Origin of the sequence: Hymenobacter saemangeumensis (assembly GCF_039541835.1) — a bacterium.
Classification (GTDB): domain Bacteria; phylum Bacteroidota; class Bacteroidia; order Cytophagales; family Hymenobacteraceae; genus Hymenobacter; species Hymenobacter saemangeumensis.
The window spans coordinates 161854-182423 of record NZ_BAABGZ010000013.1 but is presented as its reverse complement, the minus strand read 5'-3'; the positions used below and the strand labels follow the sequence as shown (position 1 = coordinate 182423).

The 20570-nt window shown below is 60.9% G+C and carries 11 protein-coding genes; 1 reads left to right on the top strand and 10 read right to left on the bottom strand.

The window, feature by feature from the left end; translation table 11 throughout:
* Positions 1 to 104: 104 nt before the first annotated feature.
* From rnr to ABD919_RS05125, 8 genes are all read right to left on the bottom strand, one after another.
* Entirely contained in the window at positions 105 to 2594 is a 2490-nt protein-coding gene (gene rnr, locus ABD919_RS05160) for a ribonuclease R (RefSeq protein ID WP_345234435.1), read from the bottom strand.
* Positions 2595 to 2788: 194 nt separating this feature from the next.
* On the bottom strand, positions 2789 to 4735 hold the full coding sequence (locus ABD919_RS05155) for an ABC transporter ATP-binding protein (RefSeq protein ID WP_345234434.1): 1947 nt from the start codon (positions 4733 to 4735) through the stop codon (positions 2789 to 2791).
* A gap of 76 nt (positions 4736 to 4811) precedes the next feature.
* Positions 4812 to 5225, bottom strand: coding sequence for an Imm50 family immunity protein (locus tag ABD919_RS05150; protein WP_345234433.1), 414 nt, complete (start codon positions 5223 to 5225; stop codon positions 4812 to 4814).
* A gap of 100 nt (positions 5226 to 5325) precedes the next feature.
* Positions 5326 to 6021, bottom strand: coding sequence for a lipoprotein signal peptidase (locus ABD919_RS05145; protein ID WP_345234431.1), 696 nt, complete (start codon positions 6019 to 6021; stop codon positions 5326 to 5328).
* 157 nt (positions 6022 to 6178) lie between these two features.
* Complete coding sequence (gene ileS, locus ABD919_RS05140) at positions 6179 to 9586, bottom strand: isoleucine--tRNA ligase (RefSeq protein ID WP_345234429.1); 3408 nt, start codon at positions 9584 to 9586, stop codon at positions 6179 to 6181.
* Between the two features lie 135 nt (positions 9587 to 9721).
* On the bottom strand, positions 9722 to 12172 hold the full coding sequence (locus ABD919_RS05135; protein WP_345234427.1) for an efflux RND transporter permease subunit: 2451 nt from the start codon (positions 12170 to 12172) through the stop codon (positions 9722 to 9724).
* A gap of 139 nt (positions 12173 to 12311) precedes the next feature.
* The gene (locus tag ABD919_RS05130; protein WP_345234425.1) at positions 12312 to 15773 is read right to left on the bottom strand and encodes a DUF7948 domain-containing protein; all 3462 of its coding nucleotides are present in this window, start codon (positions 15771 to 15773) and stop codon (positions 12312 to 12314) included.
* 164 nt (positions 15774 to 15937) lie between these two features.
* Positions 15938 to 17440, bottom strand: coding sequence for a glycine--tRNA ligase (locus ABD919_RS05125; protein ID WP_345234423.1), 1503 nt, complete (start codon positions 17438 to 17440; stop codon positions 15938 to 15940).
* A 284-nt stretch (positions 17441 to 17724) separates the two neighbouring features.
* Between ABD919_RS05125 and ABD919_RS05120 the strand changes: the two genes are divergently transcribed.
* The gene (locus ABD919_RS05120) at positions 17725 to 19128 is read left to right on the top strand and encodes an inorganic phosphate transporter (RefSeq protein WP_345234421.1); all 1404 of its coding nucleotides are present in this window, start codon (positions 17725 to 17727) and stop codon (positions 19126 to 19128) included.
* A 187-nt stretch (positions 19129 to 19315) separates the two neighbouring features.
* On the opposite strand, the gene ABD919_RS05115 is transcribed toward ABD919_RS05120, so the two are convergent.
* Together ABD919_RS05115 and ABD919_RS05110 are read right to left on the bottom strand one after the other, a co-directional pair.
* Positions 19316 to 19801 carry a hypothetical protein gene (locus tag ABD919_RS05115; protein WP_345234419.1) on the bottom strand — a complete coding sequence of 162 codons (486 nt, stop codon included), beginning with the start codon at positions 19799 to 19801 and terminating at the stop codon, positions 19316 to 19318.
* 66 nt (positions 19802 to 19867) lie between these two features.
* Positions 19868 to 20362 carry a DUF4385 domain-containing protein gene (locus ABD919_RS05110; protein WP_345234416.1) on the bottom strand — a complete coding sequence of 165 codons (495 nt, stop codon included), beginning with the start codon at positions 20360 to 20362 and terminating at the stop codon, positions 19868 to 19870.
* Positions 20363 to 20570: the final 208 nt, after the last annotated feature.

Genomic DNA, 20570 nt, shown 5'->3' with positions numbered 1-20570 from the left:
ATGCCATTACTGGCGTTGGGGCTTTTCACATCTTTAAGCTGGTCGCTGAGAACAGGACGGATTGCTTCGCTCCGCTCGCAATGACAGGCTTTGCCAGCTGTCTTCTACCGGCGCTTGGGCTTACCGCCGCCACGCTCCGACTTGCCACCGCGCTCGGGGCGGCCGCCTTTTTCCTGACCGGGCCGGTAGCCGCGGGGCTCGTCGCGGCGGGCGCGTTTCTCCTCGGCTTCGCGGCGCTTCACGTGGTCGGGGCGGTTGTCGACGAGGTCGAAGTCGATGGTGCGGTCGAGCAGGTTGGCCGACTTCACCACCACTTCCATCACGTCGCCAAACTGGATGATGCGCTTGGTGCCGCGGCCCACGATGCGGTAGTTGTCCTTGTCGAGCTCGAAGGTGTCGCCGGGAATGTCGCTCAGCCGCACCATGCCTTCGCACTTGTTTTCCTCGATTTCGATGTACATGCCGCGCTCGTTGAAGCCCGACACCACGCCCTTGAAGGTGTTGCCGATTTCGTCGGTCATGAACTCCACCTGCTTGTACTTGATGCTGGCCCGCTCGGCGTTGGCCGCGAGCTTTTCGCGGGCCGAGGAGTGCTTGCACTCTTCTTCCACGGGGTCGGGGTCCACGTTTTTGCCGCCGTTGAGGTAGTGCTCCAGCAGGCGGTGGGCCATCATGTCGGGGTAGCGGCGGATGGGCGATGTGAAGTGGGAGTAGTGGTCGAAGGCCAGGCCGAAGTGGCCCAGGGGCTCGGTGGTGTAGATGGCCTTGGCCATGGTGCGGATGGCCAGGCCCTGAATCACGTTCTGCTCGGGCTTGCCCACCACGGCCTCGCTGAGGTCGTTGAGCTCGGTGCTGAGCTTTTTCGGGTTGTTCAGGTTGAGGTTGTAGCCGAACTTCTTGGCGAAGATGGCGAAGTTCTCCAGGCGGTCGGCCTCGGGCGCGTCGTGGGTGCGGTACACCATGGTTAGGCGGGGCTTCACCTTCTTCTTGTGGAACACAAACTCGGCCACCTTGCGGTTGGCCAGCAGCATGAATTCCTCAATCATGCGGTGGGCATCCTTGCGCTCCTTCACGTACACGCCGAGCGGCTTGCCATTCTCGTCGAGCTTGAACTTCACCTCCTGGGTTTCGAAGCTGATGGCGCCGTTGCGGAAACGGGCGGCGCAAATCTTCTTGGCCATGTCGTTAAGAAGGTTGACTTCCTCGGCATAGTCGCCCTCCTTGGTTTCGATACGCTCCTGGGCTTCCTCGTAGGCAAAGCGGCGGTCGGAGTGAATGATGGTTTTGCCAAACCAGGAGTCGTAGAGCTTGCCTTCCTCGTCCAGCTCAAACACGGCCGAGAAGGTCAGCTTGTCTTCGTGGGGGCGCAGCGAGCACAGGCCATTCGACAGGCGCTCGGGCAGCATCGGAATCACGCGGTCGACGAGGTAAACCGACGTTGCGCGGTGCTTGCCCTCGCGCTCCAGCTCGGTGCCGAGGCGCACGTAGTGGGTGACGTCGGCGATGTGCACGCCCACCTCCCAGTGCCCGTTGTCGAGCTTGCGCACGGACAGGGCATCGTCGAAGTCCTTGGCATCGGCTGGGTCGATGGTGAAGGTGGTGATGGGGCGGAAGTCGCGGCGCCTGGCAATCTCCTCTTCGGAGATGACGTCGGGAATAGCTTCCGACTCCTGCTCCACCGCTTCGGGAAACTCGAAGGGCAGGCCGAACTCGGCCATGATGGCGTTTATCTCGGCTTCATGCCCACCGGCGGGGCCGAAGTTGCGGATGACCTCGCCCTCCGGCTGCCGGCCGAAGTCGTCCGGAAACTCGGTAATCTTCACCAGCACCTTATCGCCATCGCGGGACTCGTTCAGGTTGTGCGGCGCCACAAACACATCGAAGTACACTTTGCGGTTGTCGGCTTTCACGAAGCCCACGGAGCCGTGCACCTGCAGGCGGCCGACGATTTCGGGCCGCTGGCGCTTGAGCACTTCCACCACATCGCCGACGGGGCGGCCGTCGCGCACGCCGCGCATCTTCACCCGCACTACGTCGCCCTGCAGGGCAAACTTCAGCTGGTCGGTGAATACGCGCACATCGTCGCCCCCACCCTCGGGCACCACGAAGGCGAAGTTGGGCGTAGCCAGGTCGACGGTACCGATGAAGGTGTTGCCGCTGCTACGGGGCCGGGAGTCGTCGCCGGGATGGTCGAAGCCAGCCGAGCGGCGGCGGTGTACGATAGGGCCTTGCCCAAACTCAGTCTCAATAGGCCGGGCATTGGGACGGGCGCCCGGAGAAGCGGCGTTTCGGCCCGTTTTTCGGCTGCTGGCGGGCGTTGTAGCCAGCTGCAGGGCTGTGGGGTCGGTCAGGCGGTATTCGTCGTTCTGAAGCAGCGTAATGACGCCGGTACCACGTAGGGTCTTGAGGTGACTGAACACTTCCTCGCGCTGCTGCTTGGTGGTGACACCCAGGCGGCGGGAAAGCTGGCGGTAAGCCAGCACTTTGGTGGGATTCTCGGAAAAGACGCGGAAGACCTGGTCTTTGGTTAGGGGTTCTGGTTCGGGCCGTTCGCGCTTGGCGCGGGCAGGCTTGGGTTGGTTAGGGGTATTCATGTACTAGGTGTGCCGCCGATAAGTGAATTGTCGCGGGCGGCGGGCGGAAAATGTTGAGTACCGGCAGGCCGGTATCGCTCATAGAAACGATAGGCAGGCCGGGAGGTTGTAGCGCGGACTCGGCGAGTCCGCGCGGATGAACGATATGGCCGTCGTTCTTAATAGCGCGGACTCACAGAGTCCACGCTACAGCGTTAGGCCCGGCTGGCAACGGCGGCCTCGATGTCGGCGAGGCTGTCTTTGGGAATGGCAGCCAGCAGGCCTTGGGTGTATTCGTGCTGCGGATTAGCATAAATCTCCGCTGCGGGGCCGCTTTCCACGATGCGGCCCTGGTGCATGACCAGCAGCCGGTCGCTCATAAACCGGGCCACGGAAAGGTCGTGCGTGATGAAAAGGTAGGTGATGCCGAACTCGCGCTTGAGGTCGTTGAGCAGGTTCAGCACCTGGGCCTGCACCGACACGTCGAGGGCCGACACCGACTCGTCGCACACAATCAGCTTGGGCTGCAGGGCCAGCGCCCGCGCAATGCAGATGCGCTGCCGCTGCCCCCCGCTGAACTCGTGCGGGTAGCGCTGAAAATGCTCCTCGCGCAAACCCACCGTGCGCAGCAGCTCCAGCACCCGGGCCTTTTGCTCGGTGCGGCTGCCACCCACGTTGTGCACGCGCATGGGTTCCCAGATGGCCTCGCCCACCGTCAGCATGGGGTTGAGGGCCGCGTAGGGGTCCTGGAATACCAGCTGCAGCTCGCGCCGACGGCGGCGCAGGTCAGAGGCCGGCAGCCTGGCCAGGTCGGTTCCCTCGAACAGGATGCGGCCCCCGGTTGGTTCCGTCAGGCGCAGCAGGGCCCGGCCCAGGGTAGTTTTACCGCAGCCCGACTCCCCCACCAGCCCGATGGTTTCGCCGGGATAAAGCGTGAAGCTGACGTCGTCGACGGCCTTCACGTATTCCTTGGCCCGCAGGAAAAAGCCCTTGCGGATGGGGAAATGAACTTGGAGGTTCTGGACTTCGAGCAGCGCACCAGCCCCACCCCCCGGCCCCCTCCCCTGCAGGGAGGGGGAGCCTGACGTGAGAACTTCCGGGAGTGGCTCCCCTCCCTTCAGGGGAGGGGCCGGGGGTGGGGCTGGGGGTGGGGTTTGATGTTCCACGCCATGTTCCACGGGGAACCTTTTGGTGGTTTCGCCAAAATTATGTAACTGCAGATTCTCCACATCGGGCGAGGATTCTGCAACTGCTTCATTTGGCAGGGGTAGCGTGGGCTCGGGCTGGGCCAGCAGCTGGCCGCCGACGTCTTCCCGCATGAAATCGGCTACTACTGGGAGGCGTTTTTTGCCTACGGAAAGGCGCGGGCGGCAGGCCAGCAGGCCTTTGGTGTAGGGATGCTGGGGATTGGAGAAAATATCCAGCACCTTGCCCTGCTCCACTACCTTACCGCGGTACATCACCAGAATGCGGTCGGCCACCTCGGCCACTACGCCCAGGTCGTGGGTGATGAAGAGCACGGCGGTGTTGTGCTGCCGGCGCAAATCATCAATCAGGCGCAGCATGCGGGCCTGCACGGTTACGTCGAGGGCCGTGGTGGGCTCGTCGGCAATGAGCAGAGCCGGACGGCAGGCCATGGCCATGGCAATCATGACGCGCTGCTTCTGCCCGCCGCTGATTTCGTGGGGGTAGCTGGTAAAAATGCTTTCCGGCCGCGGAAGCTGGGCTTCGGTGAACAGCTCGATGGTGCGGGCTTTGGCTTCCTTTTCGCTGAGCGCGGTGTGCAGGCGCAGGGCCTCCACCACTTGGCTGCCGCAGGTGTGCACCGGATTCAGCGAGGTCATGGGCTCCTGGAAAATCATGCTGATGTCGTTGCCGCGCACCTTGCGCAGGTCCTTTTCCGTCAGCTTCAGCAAGTCGACTTCGCCCAGCAGCTCGCTTTGAAACCGGGCCTGCCCGCTGGCCAGCTGCCCGGGCGGCATGGGAATGAGGCCCAGCAAGGCCAGGGAAGTCACCGATTTTCCCGAGCCCGACTCCCCTACTATCGCCAGCGTCTCGCCCCGGTTCAGCTCAAACGAGATGCCGTCCACGGCGCGGGTATTGCCGCGGTGGGAAGCAAAGTCGATGGTGAGGTTTTGAACTGAGAGAAGCGGGTGGGACACGGGAAGCAGTTAAGCCAGGAAATAGAGCAGGTTTGGAGTACGCAAGAACGTCATGCTGAGCGAAGTCGAAGCATCTCTACCGCTTCGTAGGGGTCAAGCTTAATACAAATACCTCTTCAGCAATTATTGCAGCCTCCAATCCATTTGAAGAGCTAAGTCGGCACTCAATGCTGTCTCCGCTTTCTTCAAATACTAAATCGAAAATGACGTTTTGAAAGCTAAACCCCTCAAAATTTAAGCTTTGGATGCCTATAAATTGGAGCTCGACAGTACAATGCTTACTTAACTTGTAGTAGCCTCTTTCATCAATCTCCTTTGTCATTTCAAAAGCATCTATGAGAAAGGCGATTGAATACCTTCCTGTTGGATGCGTCTCAAAAATGACTTTCGTGATTTCAGCATCATGAAAATCCGGCCAATAACCAAAATGCTGAAGGATAATCTCATGATTAATTATCCGGCTAATTGCAGGGCTTTCATTCTCTGGCATGATTCGCAATTAGCGTTTATTCAATATTCTCAGCCGATCTGATGAAGCGGTAGAGATGCTTCGACTGCGCTCAGCATGACGTTCTGGTTTAGAGGCTTTATCAGGCCAGCTTCTCAGAATCGGGCCCTTCCAGCGCCGGCGACTCCAGCGAAGTAGACTCCACGGGAGCCGGCATAGTAGCTTTCTTCTCTTCCTCGTGCTGGAAAAACTTGCTCTGATTAAGCAGAATAAGCACCACGCCGATGAAAATGGAGGAGTCGGCGATGTTGAAGATGGGCCACAGCGACACGTACTTCCCTCCTACCAGCGGCCAGTTGTGGGGCAGAAAGCCTTCGTAGAGGTCGAGGTAAAGCATGTCAATCACCTGGCCGTGAAACCAGGGCGTGGGCGCACCAAACGGGGCGTTACGGTAGATAATGCCGTAGAAAATCGAGTCGATGAGGTTGCCCACGGCGCCGCCCAGAATCAGGGCCACGCACCAGATGAGGCCGGTAGGCGAGTGCTGGCGCCAGAGCTTCACGATGTAGTAGCCGATGCCGAACATGGCCAGCAGGCGAAAGCTGGTCAGAATGATTTTGCCGTAGGGCGCGGGCAGCTCCACGCCGAAGGCCATGCCGGGGTTGAGCGTGTAGTGCAGCTTGGCCCAGTCGCCGATAAGGTGAATCTCCCCCGCCAGGCCGGGCTGCATGTAGGTGTGCACGGCCCACTTCGAGAGCTGGTCGATGAGAATGACAAACAGCGCGAGAAGGAAGAATTTGACTGGCGAGGAGACCTGGGTGCGGTGGGCGTCGAGCATTAGAATTTAGGCGAGCGGCACAACCGTTGAATAGCCCGGTTTTGTACCTTTTATTACTGAACAGCAGGTCTTTTGAACAAATAAAGACGAGCTTAAATAAGGTTTGTGCGACCATGTGCCCGGCGAAGATTTTAGGTCTTCGCCGGGCCATTTAGAATCAGGCAGTTGCGACTTCCAGGCGAACAGGCACCGAATAGTCATCAAATTCGAGCACGGAGCCGCCGCTTACATCGGCCGCGAAATCCAGGGCCAGGGCCTGCGTTTCGGTGCGGATATAGTCGCCGAACGCGGCCACGGCGGCCGTCAACTCGGGCTGCTGGTCGGCCAGCGTGACGCGGATTTTGTCCTGTACTTCGAGGCCGGAGTCCTTGCGCAGGTTCTGCAGGCGGTTCACCAGCTCGCGGGCCAGGCCTTCCTGGCGCAGCTCCTCGGTCAGGGTCACGTCGAGGGCCACGGTGAGGGGGCCGTCGGTGGCTACGAGCCAGCCGGGCAGGTCGTCGGTGCGGATTTCCACGTCGTCGGGCCACAGGGTAATGGGCTCGCCGTCTACGAGTACGTCCAGGCTGCCCTGCTTTTCGAGCTGGCTGATTTCCTCGGCCGTCATCTGCTGGATGCGGGCACCCACGGCCTTCAGGCGCGGGCCGTACTGCTGGCCGAGGCGCTTGAAGTTGGGCTTCACCGACTTCACCAGCACCCCGCTCTCATCGTCGAGGAATTCGACGTGCTTCACGTTGATTTCGGCGCAGATAAGGTCTTCCACGAGGCCTACCTGCTGCTTGGTGCTGTCGTTCAGCACCGGCACCAGGATGCGCTGCAAAGGCTGCCGCACTTTCAGCACCGACTTTTTGCGCAGCGAGTGCGCCAGGGAGCTGATGCGCTGGGCCAGGTCCATACGCTCTTCCAGGGCGGCGTCGATGCGGGAAGCGGTAGGCTCCACCATCAGCGTCAGATGCACCGATTCCGGGGCCAGGGGCGTGTTCTTGGCTATTGCCTCGGCCCGCATACCGTTGGTCATGTTTTGGTACAGCCACTCGCCAAAAAACGGGGCAATCGGGGCCATCAGCTGGGCTACCACCACCAGGCATTCCTGCAGGGTCTCGAAGGCCGCGCGCTTGTCGGTGGTGAGCTCGCCTTTCCAGAAGCGGCGGCGCGAGAGGCGCACGTACCAGTTCGAAAGCTGGTCGGTCACGAAATCCTGCACAGCGCGGGCGGCCTTGGTGGGGTCGTAGGCGTCGTAGTGCCCGCGCACCTCCCCTATCAGCGAGTGCAGCTTGCTTAGCACCCAGCGGTCCAGCTCGCTGAGCTCGGCGTAGGGCACGCGGTCGAACTCGCGGGTCTGAAACTCGTCGAGGTTGGCGTAGAGGGCGTAGAACGAGTAGGTGTTGAACAGCGTGCCGAAGAAGCGGCGCTGCACCTCCGTCACGCCGGCGGGGTCAAACTTGAGGTTGTCCCACGGCGGGGCGTTGGCAATCATGTACCAGCGGGTGGCATCGGGCCCGAACTGCTTGATGGTGGCAAAGGGGTCCACGGCGTTGCCGAGGCGCTTGCTCATCTTGTTGCCGTTCTTGTCGAGCACCAGGCCGTTGGCAATCACGTTCTTGAACGCCACCGAGTCCTCCAGCATCACGGCCAGCGCGTGCAGGGTGAAAAACCAGCCACGGGTCTGGTCCACGCCCTCGGCGATGAAGTCGGCGGGGAAGTTCTTCTGGAATTTCTCGCCGTTTTCCAGCGGGTAGTGCCACTGCGCGTAGGGCATGGCGCCGGAGTCGAACCACACGTCAATGAGGTCCGTCTCGCGGTACATGGGCTGTCCGCTGGGAGATACCAGAAAGATGTCGTCGACGTAGGGGCGGTGCAAATCCACCTTTTCGCCGTTGGCGTAGGGGTTGTGGGTCATGATGTCGGCCGCTACGGCTTTGTCAATCTCCTGCTTGAGCTGCTCCACCGAGCCGATGCAGATTTCCTCGTCGCCGCCCTGGGTGCGCCAGATGGGCAGGGGCGTGCCCCAGTAGCGCGAGCGGCTCAGGTTCCAGTCCACCAGGTTTTCCAGCCAGTTGCCGAAGCGGCCCGAGCCGGTGCTTTCCGGCTTCCAGTTGATGGTTTTGTTAAGCTCGATAAGCCGGTCCTTCACCGCCGTGGTTTTGATAAACCACGAATCCAGCGGGTAGTAGAGCACGGGCTTGTCGGTGCGCCAGCAGTGCGGGTAGGTGTGCTCGTACTTCTCCACCTTGAAGGCGCGGTTGCGCTCCTTGAGGCGCACGCTGATGTCGACGTCGAGGGTGCGGTAGTCGGCGGCCGACTCGTCGTGGCCGTCGTAGTTTTTCACCCAGCGGCCGCCGAACTCGCCCATCTGGGGCACGTAGCGGCCGGTGCGGTCCACGATGGGGCCGAGCTTGCCCTCGGCGTCGGCTACCAGCAGGGCCGGCACGCCGGCCTGCTGGGCGGCCCGGAAGTCGTCGGCGCCGAAGGTGGGCGAGATGTGCACAATGCCAGTGCCGTCCTCGGTGGTCACGAAGTCGCCGGGGATGACGCGGAAGCCGTTTTCCTCGCCCTCAAAGGCTGGGAAACCGGCGTCCTGCCCAAACAGCCGCTCGTACTTGATGCCCACCAGGTCGGCGCCGCTGAACTCGGCTTCCTGGCGCCAGGGCAGCACTTTGTCGCCCAGCTTGTATTCTTCCAGCGCGGCCTCGGCGCCTTTCTCCGAGAAGTGGCGGCTCAGCAACGCTTTGGCCAGCACCACCCGGATGGGCTGGCCGGTGTAGGCGTTGAAGGTGCGCACCAGCACGTAGGGAATGTTCTTGCCCACAGCCAGGGCAGTATTGGCGGGCAGGGTCCAGGGCGTGGTTGTCCAGGCCAGGATGAAGGTTTCGGCCTCTCCTTCCGCGTCGGCGAACAGCTTCTCCGATGCCTCATCGCGCAACACCTTGAACTGGGCCACGATGGTCGTGTCCTTCACGTCGCGGTAGGTGCCGGGCTGGTTCAGCTCGTGGGAGCTGAGGCCGGTGCCGGCGGCCGGCGAATAGGGCTGAATGGTGTAGCCCTTGTACAGCAAGCCCTTGTCGTAAAGCTTTTTGAGCAGGGCCCAGCAGCTCTCGATGTATTCCGGCTCGAAGGTCACGTAAGGGTCGTTGAGGTCGACCCAGTAGCCCATTTTCTCGGTCAGGTCGTCCCACTGCGCCTTGAAGCGCATGACCGTCTCCCGACAGCGCTGGTTGTAGTCCTCAATGCTGATTTTCTTGCCGATGTCCTCCTTGGTGATGCCCAGCTCCTTTTCCACCTGCAGCTCGATGGGCAGGCCGTGGGTATCCCAGCCGCCCTTGCGGGATACCTGCTTGCCCAGCAAAGTCTGGTAGCGGCAGAAGATGTCCTTCACCGTGCGGGCCATCACGTGGTGAATGCCCGGCGTGCCGTTGGCCGAGGGCGGGCCCTCGTAGAACACGAAGGTGGGCTGGCCTTCGCGGCTGCTCACGCTCTTCTCGAAGATGCCGTGCGCCTTCCACCAGGCGAGGATGTCCTCGCCTACTTTGGCGTAATCGAGCGGCTGCTTGTATTCGGGGTATTTCATTGTTGGTTCGGTCAGTCTTTATTTCCGAATGGCCGTCATGCTGAGCGTAGGCTAAGCATCTTGCCAGGGGGAGTAATCCTTTTGATTGGGTTTACTCTCGTGGTAGAGATGCTTCGACAAGCTCAGCATGACGTTCTATTTAGTTTCAGCATTTATTCCACCCACTTGTCCTTTGTTGAGCTTCATGCGTTCCAGATTCAGCTCCAGGTCGTCGTCTTCTTCGTGGTAGGATTCGTCGTAGTGGTGTACCAGGGCTTTGCGGTTGATGGTGTTGTCTTTGCCATGCTCGAAGGTGATGAGCATGGCGGGCAACAGAATCAGGTTGGAAAAGTTGGTAATCAGCAGGGAAGCCGACATGAGCAGGCCCAGGGCCTTGGTACCGCCAAACTCGCTAAAGGCGAAGATGCTGAAGCCCACCAGCAGCACGATGCTGGTGTATATCATGCTGGTGCCGGCTTCGCGCAGCGACGCGGCTACGGCCTCGCGCACCCGGTCGCCATTGGCGGCCATCTCCTGCCGGAACTTGGCCAGCAGGTGAATGGAGTTGTCGCCGTCAATACCCAGAGCAATAACGAAAATCAGGGCCGTGCCCGGCTTGAGCGGCAGGCCGAAGTAGCCCATCACGCCGGCCGTGATTATCAGCGTCACTGCGTTCGGAATCAGGGCAAACAGCACGGTGCGGGCCGAGCGGAACAGCAGCAGCACCACCAGGCCCACCAGGCCGAAGGCAATGAGCAGGCTTTCACCCAGCTGATTGATAATGTACTCGTTGCCCTTGGTAAAAATGATAGTAGTGCCCGTGGGCCGCACGTCCATGCCCGTGCCGTTGAAGATGCGGCGCATCTCGGGCAGAATCTTCTGGTTCATCAGCGTGTCGAGGTTGCGCGAGCCGATGTCGGCAATCTGGAGCTTGATGCGGGCCTGCTGCCCGGTGCTGTCGGTAAAGGAGCGCAGCAGCTTGCTGTCCATGCCCGCGCCGCTGCCCTTGGAGCCGGCCAGGGCGCTCAGGATGAAGTTTTTCTCGGAGTTGTCGGGCAGGCGGTAGAACTGCGGGTCACCGTTGTAGTACGCCTGCGTAGTGGCCTTGAGGAAGGTAACGATGCTGATGGGCGAGGTCAGCTCGGGCTGGGTGCGCAGGTAGTTCTCGAACTGGTTGATTTTCTCCAGGTTCTTGAGCTTGAGCAGGCCGCGCTTCTTGTGGGTGTCGACTACGAATTCCAGGGGCATTACCCCGTTGAAGTGGCGCTCGAAGAAGGTCAGGTCGGAGTTGACGGTGCTTTTCTTGGGCAGGTCGTCGACCATAAACGACACGGCCTCGATGCGGCGCACGCCAATCAGGGCCAGCAGCACCAGGGCGGCGGCCGTCACGTACACCGTAGGGCGGCGGTGCAGCACCACGTACTCAAAGAACTCCAGCAGCTTGGTAAGCGGGGCCGCGTCGAGGTGCTCTAGCTGCTTGGGCGTGGGCGGGGGCAGGTAAGTAAAGACCGCCGGAATCAGAATCAGGCTGATGAAGAAGGCCACGAAGATGTTGATGGTGGCCACCAGCCCGAACTGGTAGAGAATGGCAATGTCGGTGAGGCAGAACACGAAAAAGCCGATGGCCGTGGTCGTGTTGTTCATCAAGGTCACCAGCCCGATTTTGCGGATTACCCGCGTCATGGCCAGCACCTGGTTGCCCGACTTGCGGAAGTCGTAGTGGTAGCGCGACAGCAGGTAGGTGCAGTTCGGAATGCCAATCACCACGATGATACTGGGAATCAAGCCCGTGAGCAGGTTGATTTTAAAGCCCAGCAGCACAATGGAGCCCACGCACCAGATAACCACCACGCTCACCACCAGCAGCGGAAACACCACGGCGGCCCAGGTGCGGAAGAAAGCCAGCAGCGTGAGCCCGGTTACGGCCAGGGCCAGCAAGGTGAACAGCTTCATCTCCGAAGCCACCTTGCTGGTCATGGTGGAGCGCACGTAGGGCAGGCCGGCGTAGTGCAGGCGAATGCCGGTTTTCTGCTCGAAGGCGTGGGTGTGCGTCAGAATGTTCTGCATCACGGCCTGCCGGCGCGAGGAGTTCAGGTAGGCCGGGTCCATGGTCAGGGCCAGCAGCGTGGCGCCGGTGCGCGGCGAAATCAGCTGGCCCTTGTAGAACTCCACCCGGTTTACCACCCGCATCAGGCTGTCGAGCTCCTGCTGCGAGCGGGGGAAGGTTTTGAAGATGGGCGTGGCCTGGAACTGGTTGCTGGCCGTGTCGCGCTGCAGCTGCAGCAGCTTGGTCACGCTCAGCACGCCGTTCACGCCGGGTACTTTGGCCAGGGTGTCGGTGAGGCTGCGCAGCTCGTTGAAGTTGCCCAGCCGGTACACCGAGCTGTCCTGCAGGCCCACCACCAGCACGTTGCCGTCTTCGCCGAACATCTTTTTGAAGCCCTGGAAATACACCATCTCCGGGTCCTGCGGGCTCACCACCTGGGTAAACTCGTAGGTCATCTCCACGTCTTTGGCTTTCCAGGCCATGAACACGGTGATGAGGGCCAGCACCCCAATGAGTGTGCGGCGGAACCGGATAATGAATAAGGCGAGTTGTGCCCACATAAACCCTGCAAAAAGGCAAAGTTACGCAAGGGGCGGGCGGGGCAGTCATGTGCTGCCCGCCACTCCCCCGGCCGGAAAAAAGAAGCAGCCCCCGGCTTGGTGCCGGGGGCTGCTTGCAAGAGGGTAAAGTAGGCGGTGCTTATCGTACCAGCTCCAGCCAGCCTTTCCAGGTTTCGCCGTTGGCCGCCACAATGCGGTAGTAGTACATGCCTGCCGCTTCGTTGTTGCTGCCCCAGCCATCGACGTAGTTCTTTTGCTCGAATACCTTGCGGCCCCAGCGGTTAAAAATCTCGATATCAACCAGCTGGTTGCTTACGAAGGGACGGAACGTGTCGTTGAGCTGGTCGCTGTTGGGGGTAATGACGTTGGGCAGGTCGAAGGCGCGCACGGGCACCGGCAGCGTGATGCTTTCCTCGCAGCTGGGGCCGTAGATGGCCGTCAGGCGGGCCTGGAAGGTGGTGGCGCGGTTGGTCACGTAGGTATGCGTGGGGTTCACCTCGGTGCTCACGGGGGAGTTGTCGCCGAATTCCCAGCGGTAGCTGGTGGCGCCGGTGGTGGTGTTCACAAACGTGACGGGCTTACCCGACAGGTTGGGCGAACTCACGGTAGCCGCCAGGTTGGGGCGGGCCGGTACGCGCACGGTTACCGTGGCCTGGCCGGTGCAGCCGTTGGCATCGGTAGCCTGCACGGTGTAGGTGGTGGTAGTGGCCGGATTGGCACTTACCGAGCGGGTGCTGGTAGAGCTCAGGCCGGTGGCGGGCGACCAGCTGTACACCGTGCCAGTGCCAAAGTCCGGCGCGGTGAGGGTGGTAGCGGTGCCGCCGCAGATGTCGCGGTCAGGCCCCGCGGAAACGGCCAGGTTGGGGCGCACGTTCACCACCACGGTGTCGGCGGCCGTACAGTTTACGGTACCGGGAATGTTTACCCGCACGATATACTGCGTGGTCACCGTCGGAGTCGCAATTACGGTGCGGCCCGTAGTGGTATTCAGACCGGTAGCCGGGCTCCAGGTGTAGGTGGCACGTGTTCCGGCATCGGCCACGGTAATGGTGGCGCTTACGCCCGGGCACACCGTTTTGTCGGGGCCCGCGGCAGCCCGGGGCAGCCCGAGCACCTTCACCGTATCCACGAAAGAAACGCTCTGCAGGCAGCTGTTGGGGTCAAATACGGTCAGGCGGACGGCGTAGCGGCCGGGGTTGTTGTACACCACGCTCACGGTGTTTTGCTGGGTAGAAGTCTGGCCATTGCCGAAATCCCACTGCGCGGCCGTACCGGCTACCGACGGACGGTTGAAGTAGAAGCGGGCCGGGGCGCACTGCTCCCGCTGCGTAAACAGGGGGTTATTGGTGGGAATGGGCGAGGGGAAGAAGTTGGCATCGAGCTGCAGCACGTCGATTTTAAAGGCGGCGTTGTTGTAGCCAGCACCACTTCCTATCGATGACGACCAGGCATTGCTAGTAATGGGCAAAGAACCCGAGCCACTTCCTACGCACATCGACTGGTAGATAATACCCTTTTTATCGAAGCGGGAGGTACCGCCGTCCACGTGGCTGTTACCATTACCGAAGTAAGTGCCATACACCAGCTGCTGGGCATTGCCCGAAAGCTGGGCAATGTAGAAATAAGCCGCGAAGCTGGTAGAAGTAGTCCCGCTGCCCCCCGTGCTCTGAATGGCATTAGGCGTCACGGGCATGTTTCCCTGCGCCGTCCAGCCCGACAGCAGAATCTGTCCGCAGTTGTCGACCAGGAAGGCCGTAGGCGACAGGTTGACATCGGTCCCGGGCCCGTTGCCAATCACCGTCGAGAAAATGCCATTGGTGAGGCGGGCGTTTAGCTTTTGAATAAACTGCCGGCTGCCCGGATTGGAGTACAAACCAGCGGTAACCGGGTAGTTGCCCAGGGTCTGGCCATAGGCGTATACTTCGCCTTGGCGGTTGAGCTGCACAAAATAGGCCTGGTCGTAGGCCGTGGTACCCAGATACGTGGACTGCACCAAATCGTCGCCAGCGGCGGTGATGCGTGCAATAAAGCCATCGGCGGTGCCCCCCTGGTAATTGGAGCGGAAGCCACCCGCCCGCCCGGGGAAGTCGCCGCTGGTGGTGCCACCGCTCACAAATACGTTATTCACGCTGTCTACCTGCATGGAATAACCGGTGTCATCGCCGGAGCCGCCCAGCAGAGTGCTCCACACCAGGGCCGTCAGGCCGGGGTTAAACTTCACCACTACGGCATCGCGGGCCCCGCTCCGGGTACTCTGTATGCCGCCTTGAATGGGGAAATTGCTGGACTCAGTTACCGAGGTCAGCAGGATGTTGTTCTGACGGTCCACAATAACGTCGCCCCGATACTCGTCGCCATAGTTTTTCCATAGTATGCTTGCTCTAACCAGCTGTCCGTCGGTGCCGGTGCCGCCCAGGAAGGTGCTGCCTACCAGGGCCGAGCCGGCAGCATTCAGCTTGGTTACCACAATGTCGGTGCCGTTCAGGGTACGGTCATAGGCATTCAGCGTGGTTGGGTAATCGGTCGAGCCCGTCGAGCCCAGGATAACTAGGTTATTGTTGCGGTCTACCACCATGCTGTGCGGGTGGTCGGCCTGGGCACCACCGATGTAGGTAGCGTACACCCGAGAGGCAGCCCCTATGGTTGCGTAGGGGTTAAACTTGATAATGCCCATGTCCTGTGAGCCGGCATAGCTCACGTCGTAAGCGCCCATCGTAACCGGGAAGCCGGTCGAAAACACCACCCCACCGGCGTACAGGTTCCCCAGGGAGTCGTAAGTAGCCGTGTAGCCGTAGTTGCCGGCCGTGGAGCCGCTGTAAGTCGAATACACCAGCACGGGGTCAATAACCAGGGGCTTGCTGTGGTCGTAGCCGGCCGGCAGGCGGAAGGTCACGGTGTTGTTATCAGCAAGCGCGTACTCGCAGCGCACGCGCTTTTTCACTTGCCCAATCAGCTGGTAGGCGTACGGGCGCTGCTCCACAACCTTGCCCACCGAGGTGCGGATGTGCAGGGCGCCGTCGACGATGCGCAGGCCCTGCTGCCCGCGGTAGCGCAGGCGAATGCGGCCGGCATCGGCCCCGGCAGCCAGCTCGAAGTCGTACTCCAGCGTGCGGTCGCGGGTATAAAAGCGCAGGTCGGTGCCGGGGTAGAGCTTCTGGTAGCGCACGGCGGCATAGGCCGGCACGTTGGTAGCCCAGCGGCTTTCATCATTGCCCAGGAAGTAGTTGTTTACTTCCCCGGTGGCTTCCTCGCCACGCACGGCAGCCCCCAGGTCGGCGCCCTCAAACGACACGGAGTAGGCGTGGGCCCGCACACGGGCGTCGGATGCCGGGCTGTGGTGGTGCAGCTCGTCGAGCTGCCTGGTATCGTAGAGCGCCTGCGTCAGCTTGCCGCGCTCCAGAAACAGGCGGCCGCCGGGCACGTCGGCCGCAAACAGCACCGGCTTTTCCCACTGCTTCTGGTTGGGAATAAAGCGCGGCCCCGAGTCGGGAGCAGGGCCCACGGGCCGGGGCGAGCTGGCCGCGGCTACGGTAGCGACTAAAGACAGCCCCACTACTGCCAGCTTTTTACCCCTTAACAGACTTGTAAACGTGTGCATCATTGCAGACAAAAAAAAGAGTGGATAGATATTCAGAAATCAAAAACCGCTGCTTTCGGTAAGCAAATAGCTTACCGAAAGCAGCGGTTTTTTGAGCCAGAAGGAACTTTTTTCGAGCAGCGGGAATCCCTCGCCCTATGCGTCTGAAGTGGCTGTGAAGGCCTTAATTACAGCAGCTCGAACACGCGGCGGAAGCTCACGGCCTCACCGATGTAGCCGCGCAGGGCCGATATGGGCATGCGGGTCTGCTCGCGGGAGTCGCGGTGGCGCACGGTCACGGTGTCGTCTTCCAGGGTCTGGTGGTCGACGGCGATGCAGAACGGCGTGCCGATAAGGTCCTGGCGGGTGTAGCGCTTGCCAATGGCGTCGCGCTCCTCCATCACCACGCGGAAGTCGAAGCGCAGCTCGTTGAAGATTTGCTCGGCTTTCTCGGGCAGGCCGTCTTTGCGCACCAGCGGGAAAATGGCGGCCTTCACCGGGGCCACGGCCGGGTGCAGGCGCAGCAGGGTGCGGGTTTTGGTTTGCTGGGCCTCGCCCTCGCCTTCCGTGATGGTTTCCTCCTGGTAGGCCTGGCAGAGCGTGGCCAGGAACAGGCGGTCGGCGCCCACCGAGGTTTCCACCACATAGGGCACGTAGTTGCCGTAGGGCTTGCCCGTGGCCTCGTCGATGTCGTTGTCGAAGTACTGCTGCTTTTTGCGGCTCAGGGCCTGGTGCTGGCCCAGGTCGAAATCGGTGCGCGAGTGAATGCCCTCGATTTCCTTGAAGCCGAAGGGGAATTCGTACTCAATGTCGACGGCGGCATTGGCGTAGTGGGCCAGCTTGTCGTGGTCGTGAAAGCGCAGCTTGGCGGCGGGCAGGCCCAGGGCCTCGTGGAAGCGGCGGCGCGAAGCCTTCCAGGTCTGGTACCACTCCATCTCGGTGCCGGGGCGCACGAAGAACTGCATCTCCATCTGCTCAAACTCCCGCATGCGGAAGATGAACTGCCGGGCCACAATCTCGTTCCGGAAGGCTTTGCCGATTTGGGCAATGCCGAAGGGAATCTTCATGCGGGCCGACTTCTGCACGTTCAGGAAGTTGACGAAGATGCCCTGGGCGGTTTCGGGGCGCAGGTACACCGGCGGCGCGTCGGAGTCGACGGCCGAGCCCTGGGTCGAGAACATCAGGTTGAACTGCCGCACCTCGGTCCAGTTGCCGGTCTTGGATACGGGGCAGAGAATCTTCTCGTCGATGATAAGCTGGCGCACGCCGGCCAGGTCGTTTTCGGTGAGCAGGCGGCCCATCTCGGCGGTGAGGGCGGCGCCGCGGGCGGGGTCGCCGGCGTTTTCGTACTCGGCGGCTTTCTCTTCCAGCAGCACGTCGGCCCGGTAGCGCTTTTTCGAGTCGAGGTTGTCCACCATGGGGTCGTTAAACCCGTCGATGTGGCCCGAGGCTTTCCAGGTGAGCGGGTGCATGAAGATGGCGGCGTCGATGCCCACCACGTTGCCGTGCAGCTGGGTCATGGCCTCCCACCACAGGCGCTTGAGATTGTTCTTCAGCTCCACCCCATTCGGGCCGTAGTCGTACACGGCCTGCAAACCGTCGTAGATTTCCGATGACTGGAATACGAAGCCGTATTCCTTGGCGTGGGCCACGATATCCTTAAGCTGAGTTGTTTCGATTGCTGGGTTCATGGCGGCAAAGATAGACCGCAGATTTTAACGGATTTCACGAAAAATAACGGTTTACTTCCAAACCATACAGCACATAATCAAACACTTGCAAACAATTCCGCTTGCCTGCATTCTCGCAATGGCAAGCGCCGGAAAATGCCGGGTGGGCCGAAATTCAGCTGAATCCGTTCTTATCCGGCAAATTCGTCAAAAGCTGCGGTCACAATTCCGTAACACGACCAAGCCCCCGGGCGGCTTTACCTTTGAACTCCCATGAAAAACAAAGTATCACCAACCCGCTCTTTATGTTTGGTTTAGAGCCGCACGTACTCCTGTTATTAGGAATCTGCCTGCTGGCAGCCTGTGCCTTTGAATTCGTCAACGGCTTTCACGACACGGCCAACGCCGTGGCCACGGTTATCTACACCAACACCCTGCGGCCCTGGGCGGCCGTGGTCTGGTCGGCTTTCTGGAACTTCATCGGGGTGTTCTCCGGTGGCATTGCCGTGGCCATGGGCATCGTGTACCTGCTACCCGTCGAAAGCCTCATCGACCAGAACGTGTACCACGGCATCGCCATGGTGGGGGCCCTCATCGTGGGCGCCATTATCTGGAACGTGGGCACCTGGTACTATGGCCTGCCGTCGTCGTCGTCGCATGCCCTAATCGGCTCTATCCTGGGGGTGGGCATTGCGTTTTCGCTGCTGCCCAACGGGCAGGGCGCGGCCGTGAACTGGGGCAAAGCCGGCGAAACGGGCATTGCCCTGCTCGTAGGCCCCCTGCTGGGCTTTTCGCTTACCATCGGCATGATGTTCATGCTGAAGCGCTTCGTGAAGTCCAAAACGATTTTCAAGGAGCCTCACAAGCGCAAGCCCCCGCCCCTGTGGATTCGCCTTATCCTGATTGTGACCTGCACCCTGGTGAGTTTCTTCCACGGCTCCAACGACGGACAGAAAGGTGTGGGCCTGATTATGCTGATTCTGATTGGCATTGTGCCCACCTACTTTGCCCTCGACCAGAAGAAGAACCCCCTGGACCTGCGTGACTCCCTGAATAAGGTGGAGTATGTGATGAGCCGCGTGAATGCCGCCGAGCTCAGCCCCGCCGACCAGAAGCTGCTGACCGAAGTGAAGGCCCAGACCGATGACCTGGACCGCATTTTCGCTGGCAAAACCCGGGTGGAAGAGCTGCCCCAGCAGACCCGCTTCGAAATTCGTCGCGACATTCTGCTGCTTTCCAACCGTGCCAAGAAGCTGCTCGGCTCCGACAAGGTTAGCCTCAGCACCGAAGACCGCAGCGTGTACGACAAGTCCATTACCAACATGAAGTCGTTTACCGACTATGCACCTTTCTGGGTGTTGCTCATCGTGTCGCTCTCGCTGGGCCTGGGCACCATGATTGGCTGGCAGCGCATCGTGACAACCATTGGCGAGCGTATCGGCAAGGAGCACCTCACCTACGCCCAGGGCGCCTCCTCCGAGCTGGTGGCCGCTTCCATGATTGGCATCAGCACGGGCTTTGGCCTGCCCAGCAGTACCACGCACGTGCTGTCATCGGCCATTGCCGGCAGCATGGTGGCCAACCGCGGCGTGAAGAACCTCAACCCGCAGATGGTGCGCAACATTGCCCTGGCCTGGGTGCTCACCCTGCCGGTTACCATGTGCCTGTCGGGCGGCCTGTTCCTGCTCTTCCGCGCCTTGATGGACTAGCAAGCTCGTCCAGGCAAAACACAAAAAAGGCCGTCTGCATGCAGACGGCCTTTTTCATTTGCTAAGGATTGGTTAGCAAGCACACTTAACTCGCTAAAGTGGGCTTAGTAACCGGTAAAAGGGGCGATTCGCTCGGTTTATCCACTTATCCACACAAAAAAGCGCTGTCTTTGTGGATAACCAGCCCTTACTTAGGCCACTGCACTTCCAGCTCGTCGTTGATGAATACGCCGAAGTTGATGAACTGCAGCTCGCCCTCTTCGAAGTAAAGGTCAATCATGGCTTTCTCGTAGGACAGGCGCACGGCACCTTCTTCCATGGTTTCGAGCTCGGCCTCGGGCAGGTTGTTGCGCTGCATGAGCTCGCGCACCTGGTCGACGCTCCAGCCGTAGATGGCCTGGTCGAACAGGCGCATGTTGGGGTTGTCGGTTTCGATGCAGCTCAGGCGGAAGTCGTCTTCCCGGTCGAAGTACAGCGACAGCAGGTAGTCGTCTTCGTGGTAGTTCCAGGCCTGGTGCTCGAACTCGTCGTCGTCTTCCGACTCTTCTATCTCCTCCGGTTCACCCACCAGGGTGCGCACCTCGTCCATGGTGGCGCCGAAGCGCAGCGGCCCCATGCCGGTGCCCAGAATGATTTCGTTTTCGTCGATGCTGGAAGGTTGGTTGGGTGTCATTGTCTTGATTGATGAAGGGTAGTGAGCAAAGGTAGGTAGCTGCTGGCACAAGGCCGGGTAAATACTCTACTTGCCGTAGCGGGCTATGAACGCGGCTTTCTGGCGCTGGTACTCGGGGTGGGCTTTGGCCTCGTCCCACTTCTGCTTGAAGATGGCGGCGGCTTCCACCTTGTCGGGGTCGGGCGTGCTGGTGCGGGGCAGCTCGGCACGGCCGTGGGCCCCGCTCTGGCCTTTCTTATCGGCCGGCACCGGGCCGTCGTACTTCTTGCCCCCGCGGTGGTTGGCGTAGCGCCGGGCCCGGGTAAAGCCCATCTGCAGAAACTTGCGGGCCATGTCGGCGCCCACAAAATCTTCGGATGCTAAATACTGCTCAAACAGCGCGTAGATGGCCCGCGACGACTCCTGGGCTGCGGCGGCGTCTTTGAAGCGCCAGAAGGGCAGGATTTCGCCCTTATACGGCTGCACCAGCAGCACGCCCTGCTCGCCCACGCCCACCCGGTACAGCTCGGGCCGGGCCCGGAAGTCGATGCTGTGGAAATCGAGGGTGTAATCGAAGGGCACGATGATACGCGCTACTGGTTGCTGCCTGCTCTACGGGAATTGGCGCCCGGTGGATAACTGCGCCCAGGCGGGCTTGAGTGCGGGCTGAAAAACCGGGCGGGGGTGAAAAACCTGGTTGAGCTGAAAAACCTGACGGGCTGAAAAACCTGACCGGGTCGAAAAACCTGGCGGGCTGAAAAACCTTGATTCGGAAGAAAACCCTTGATGC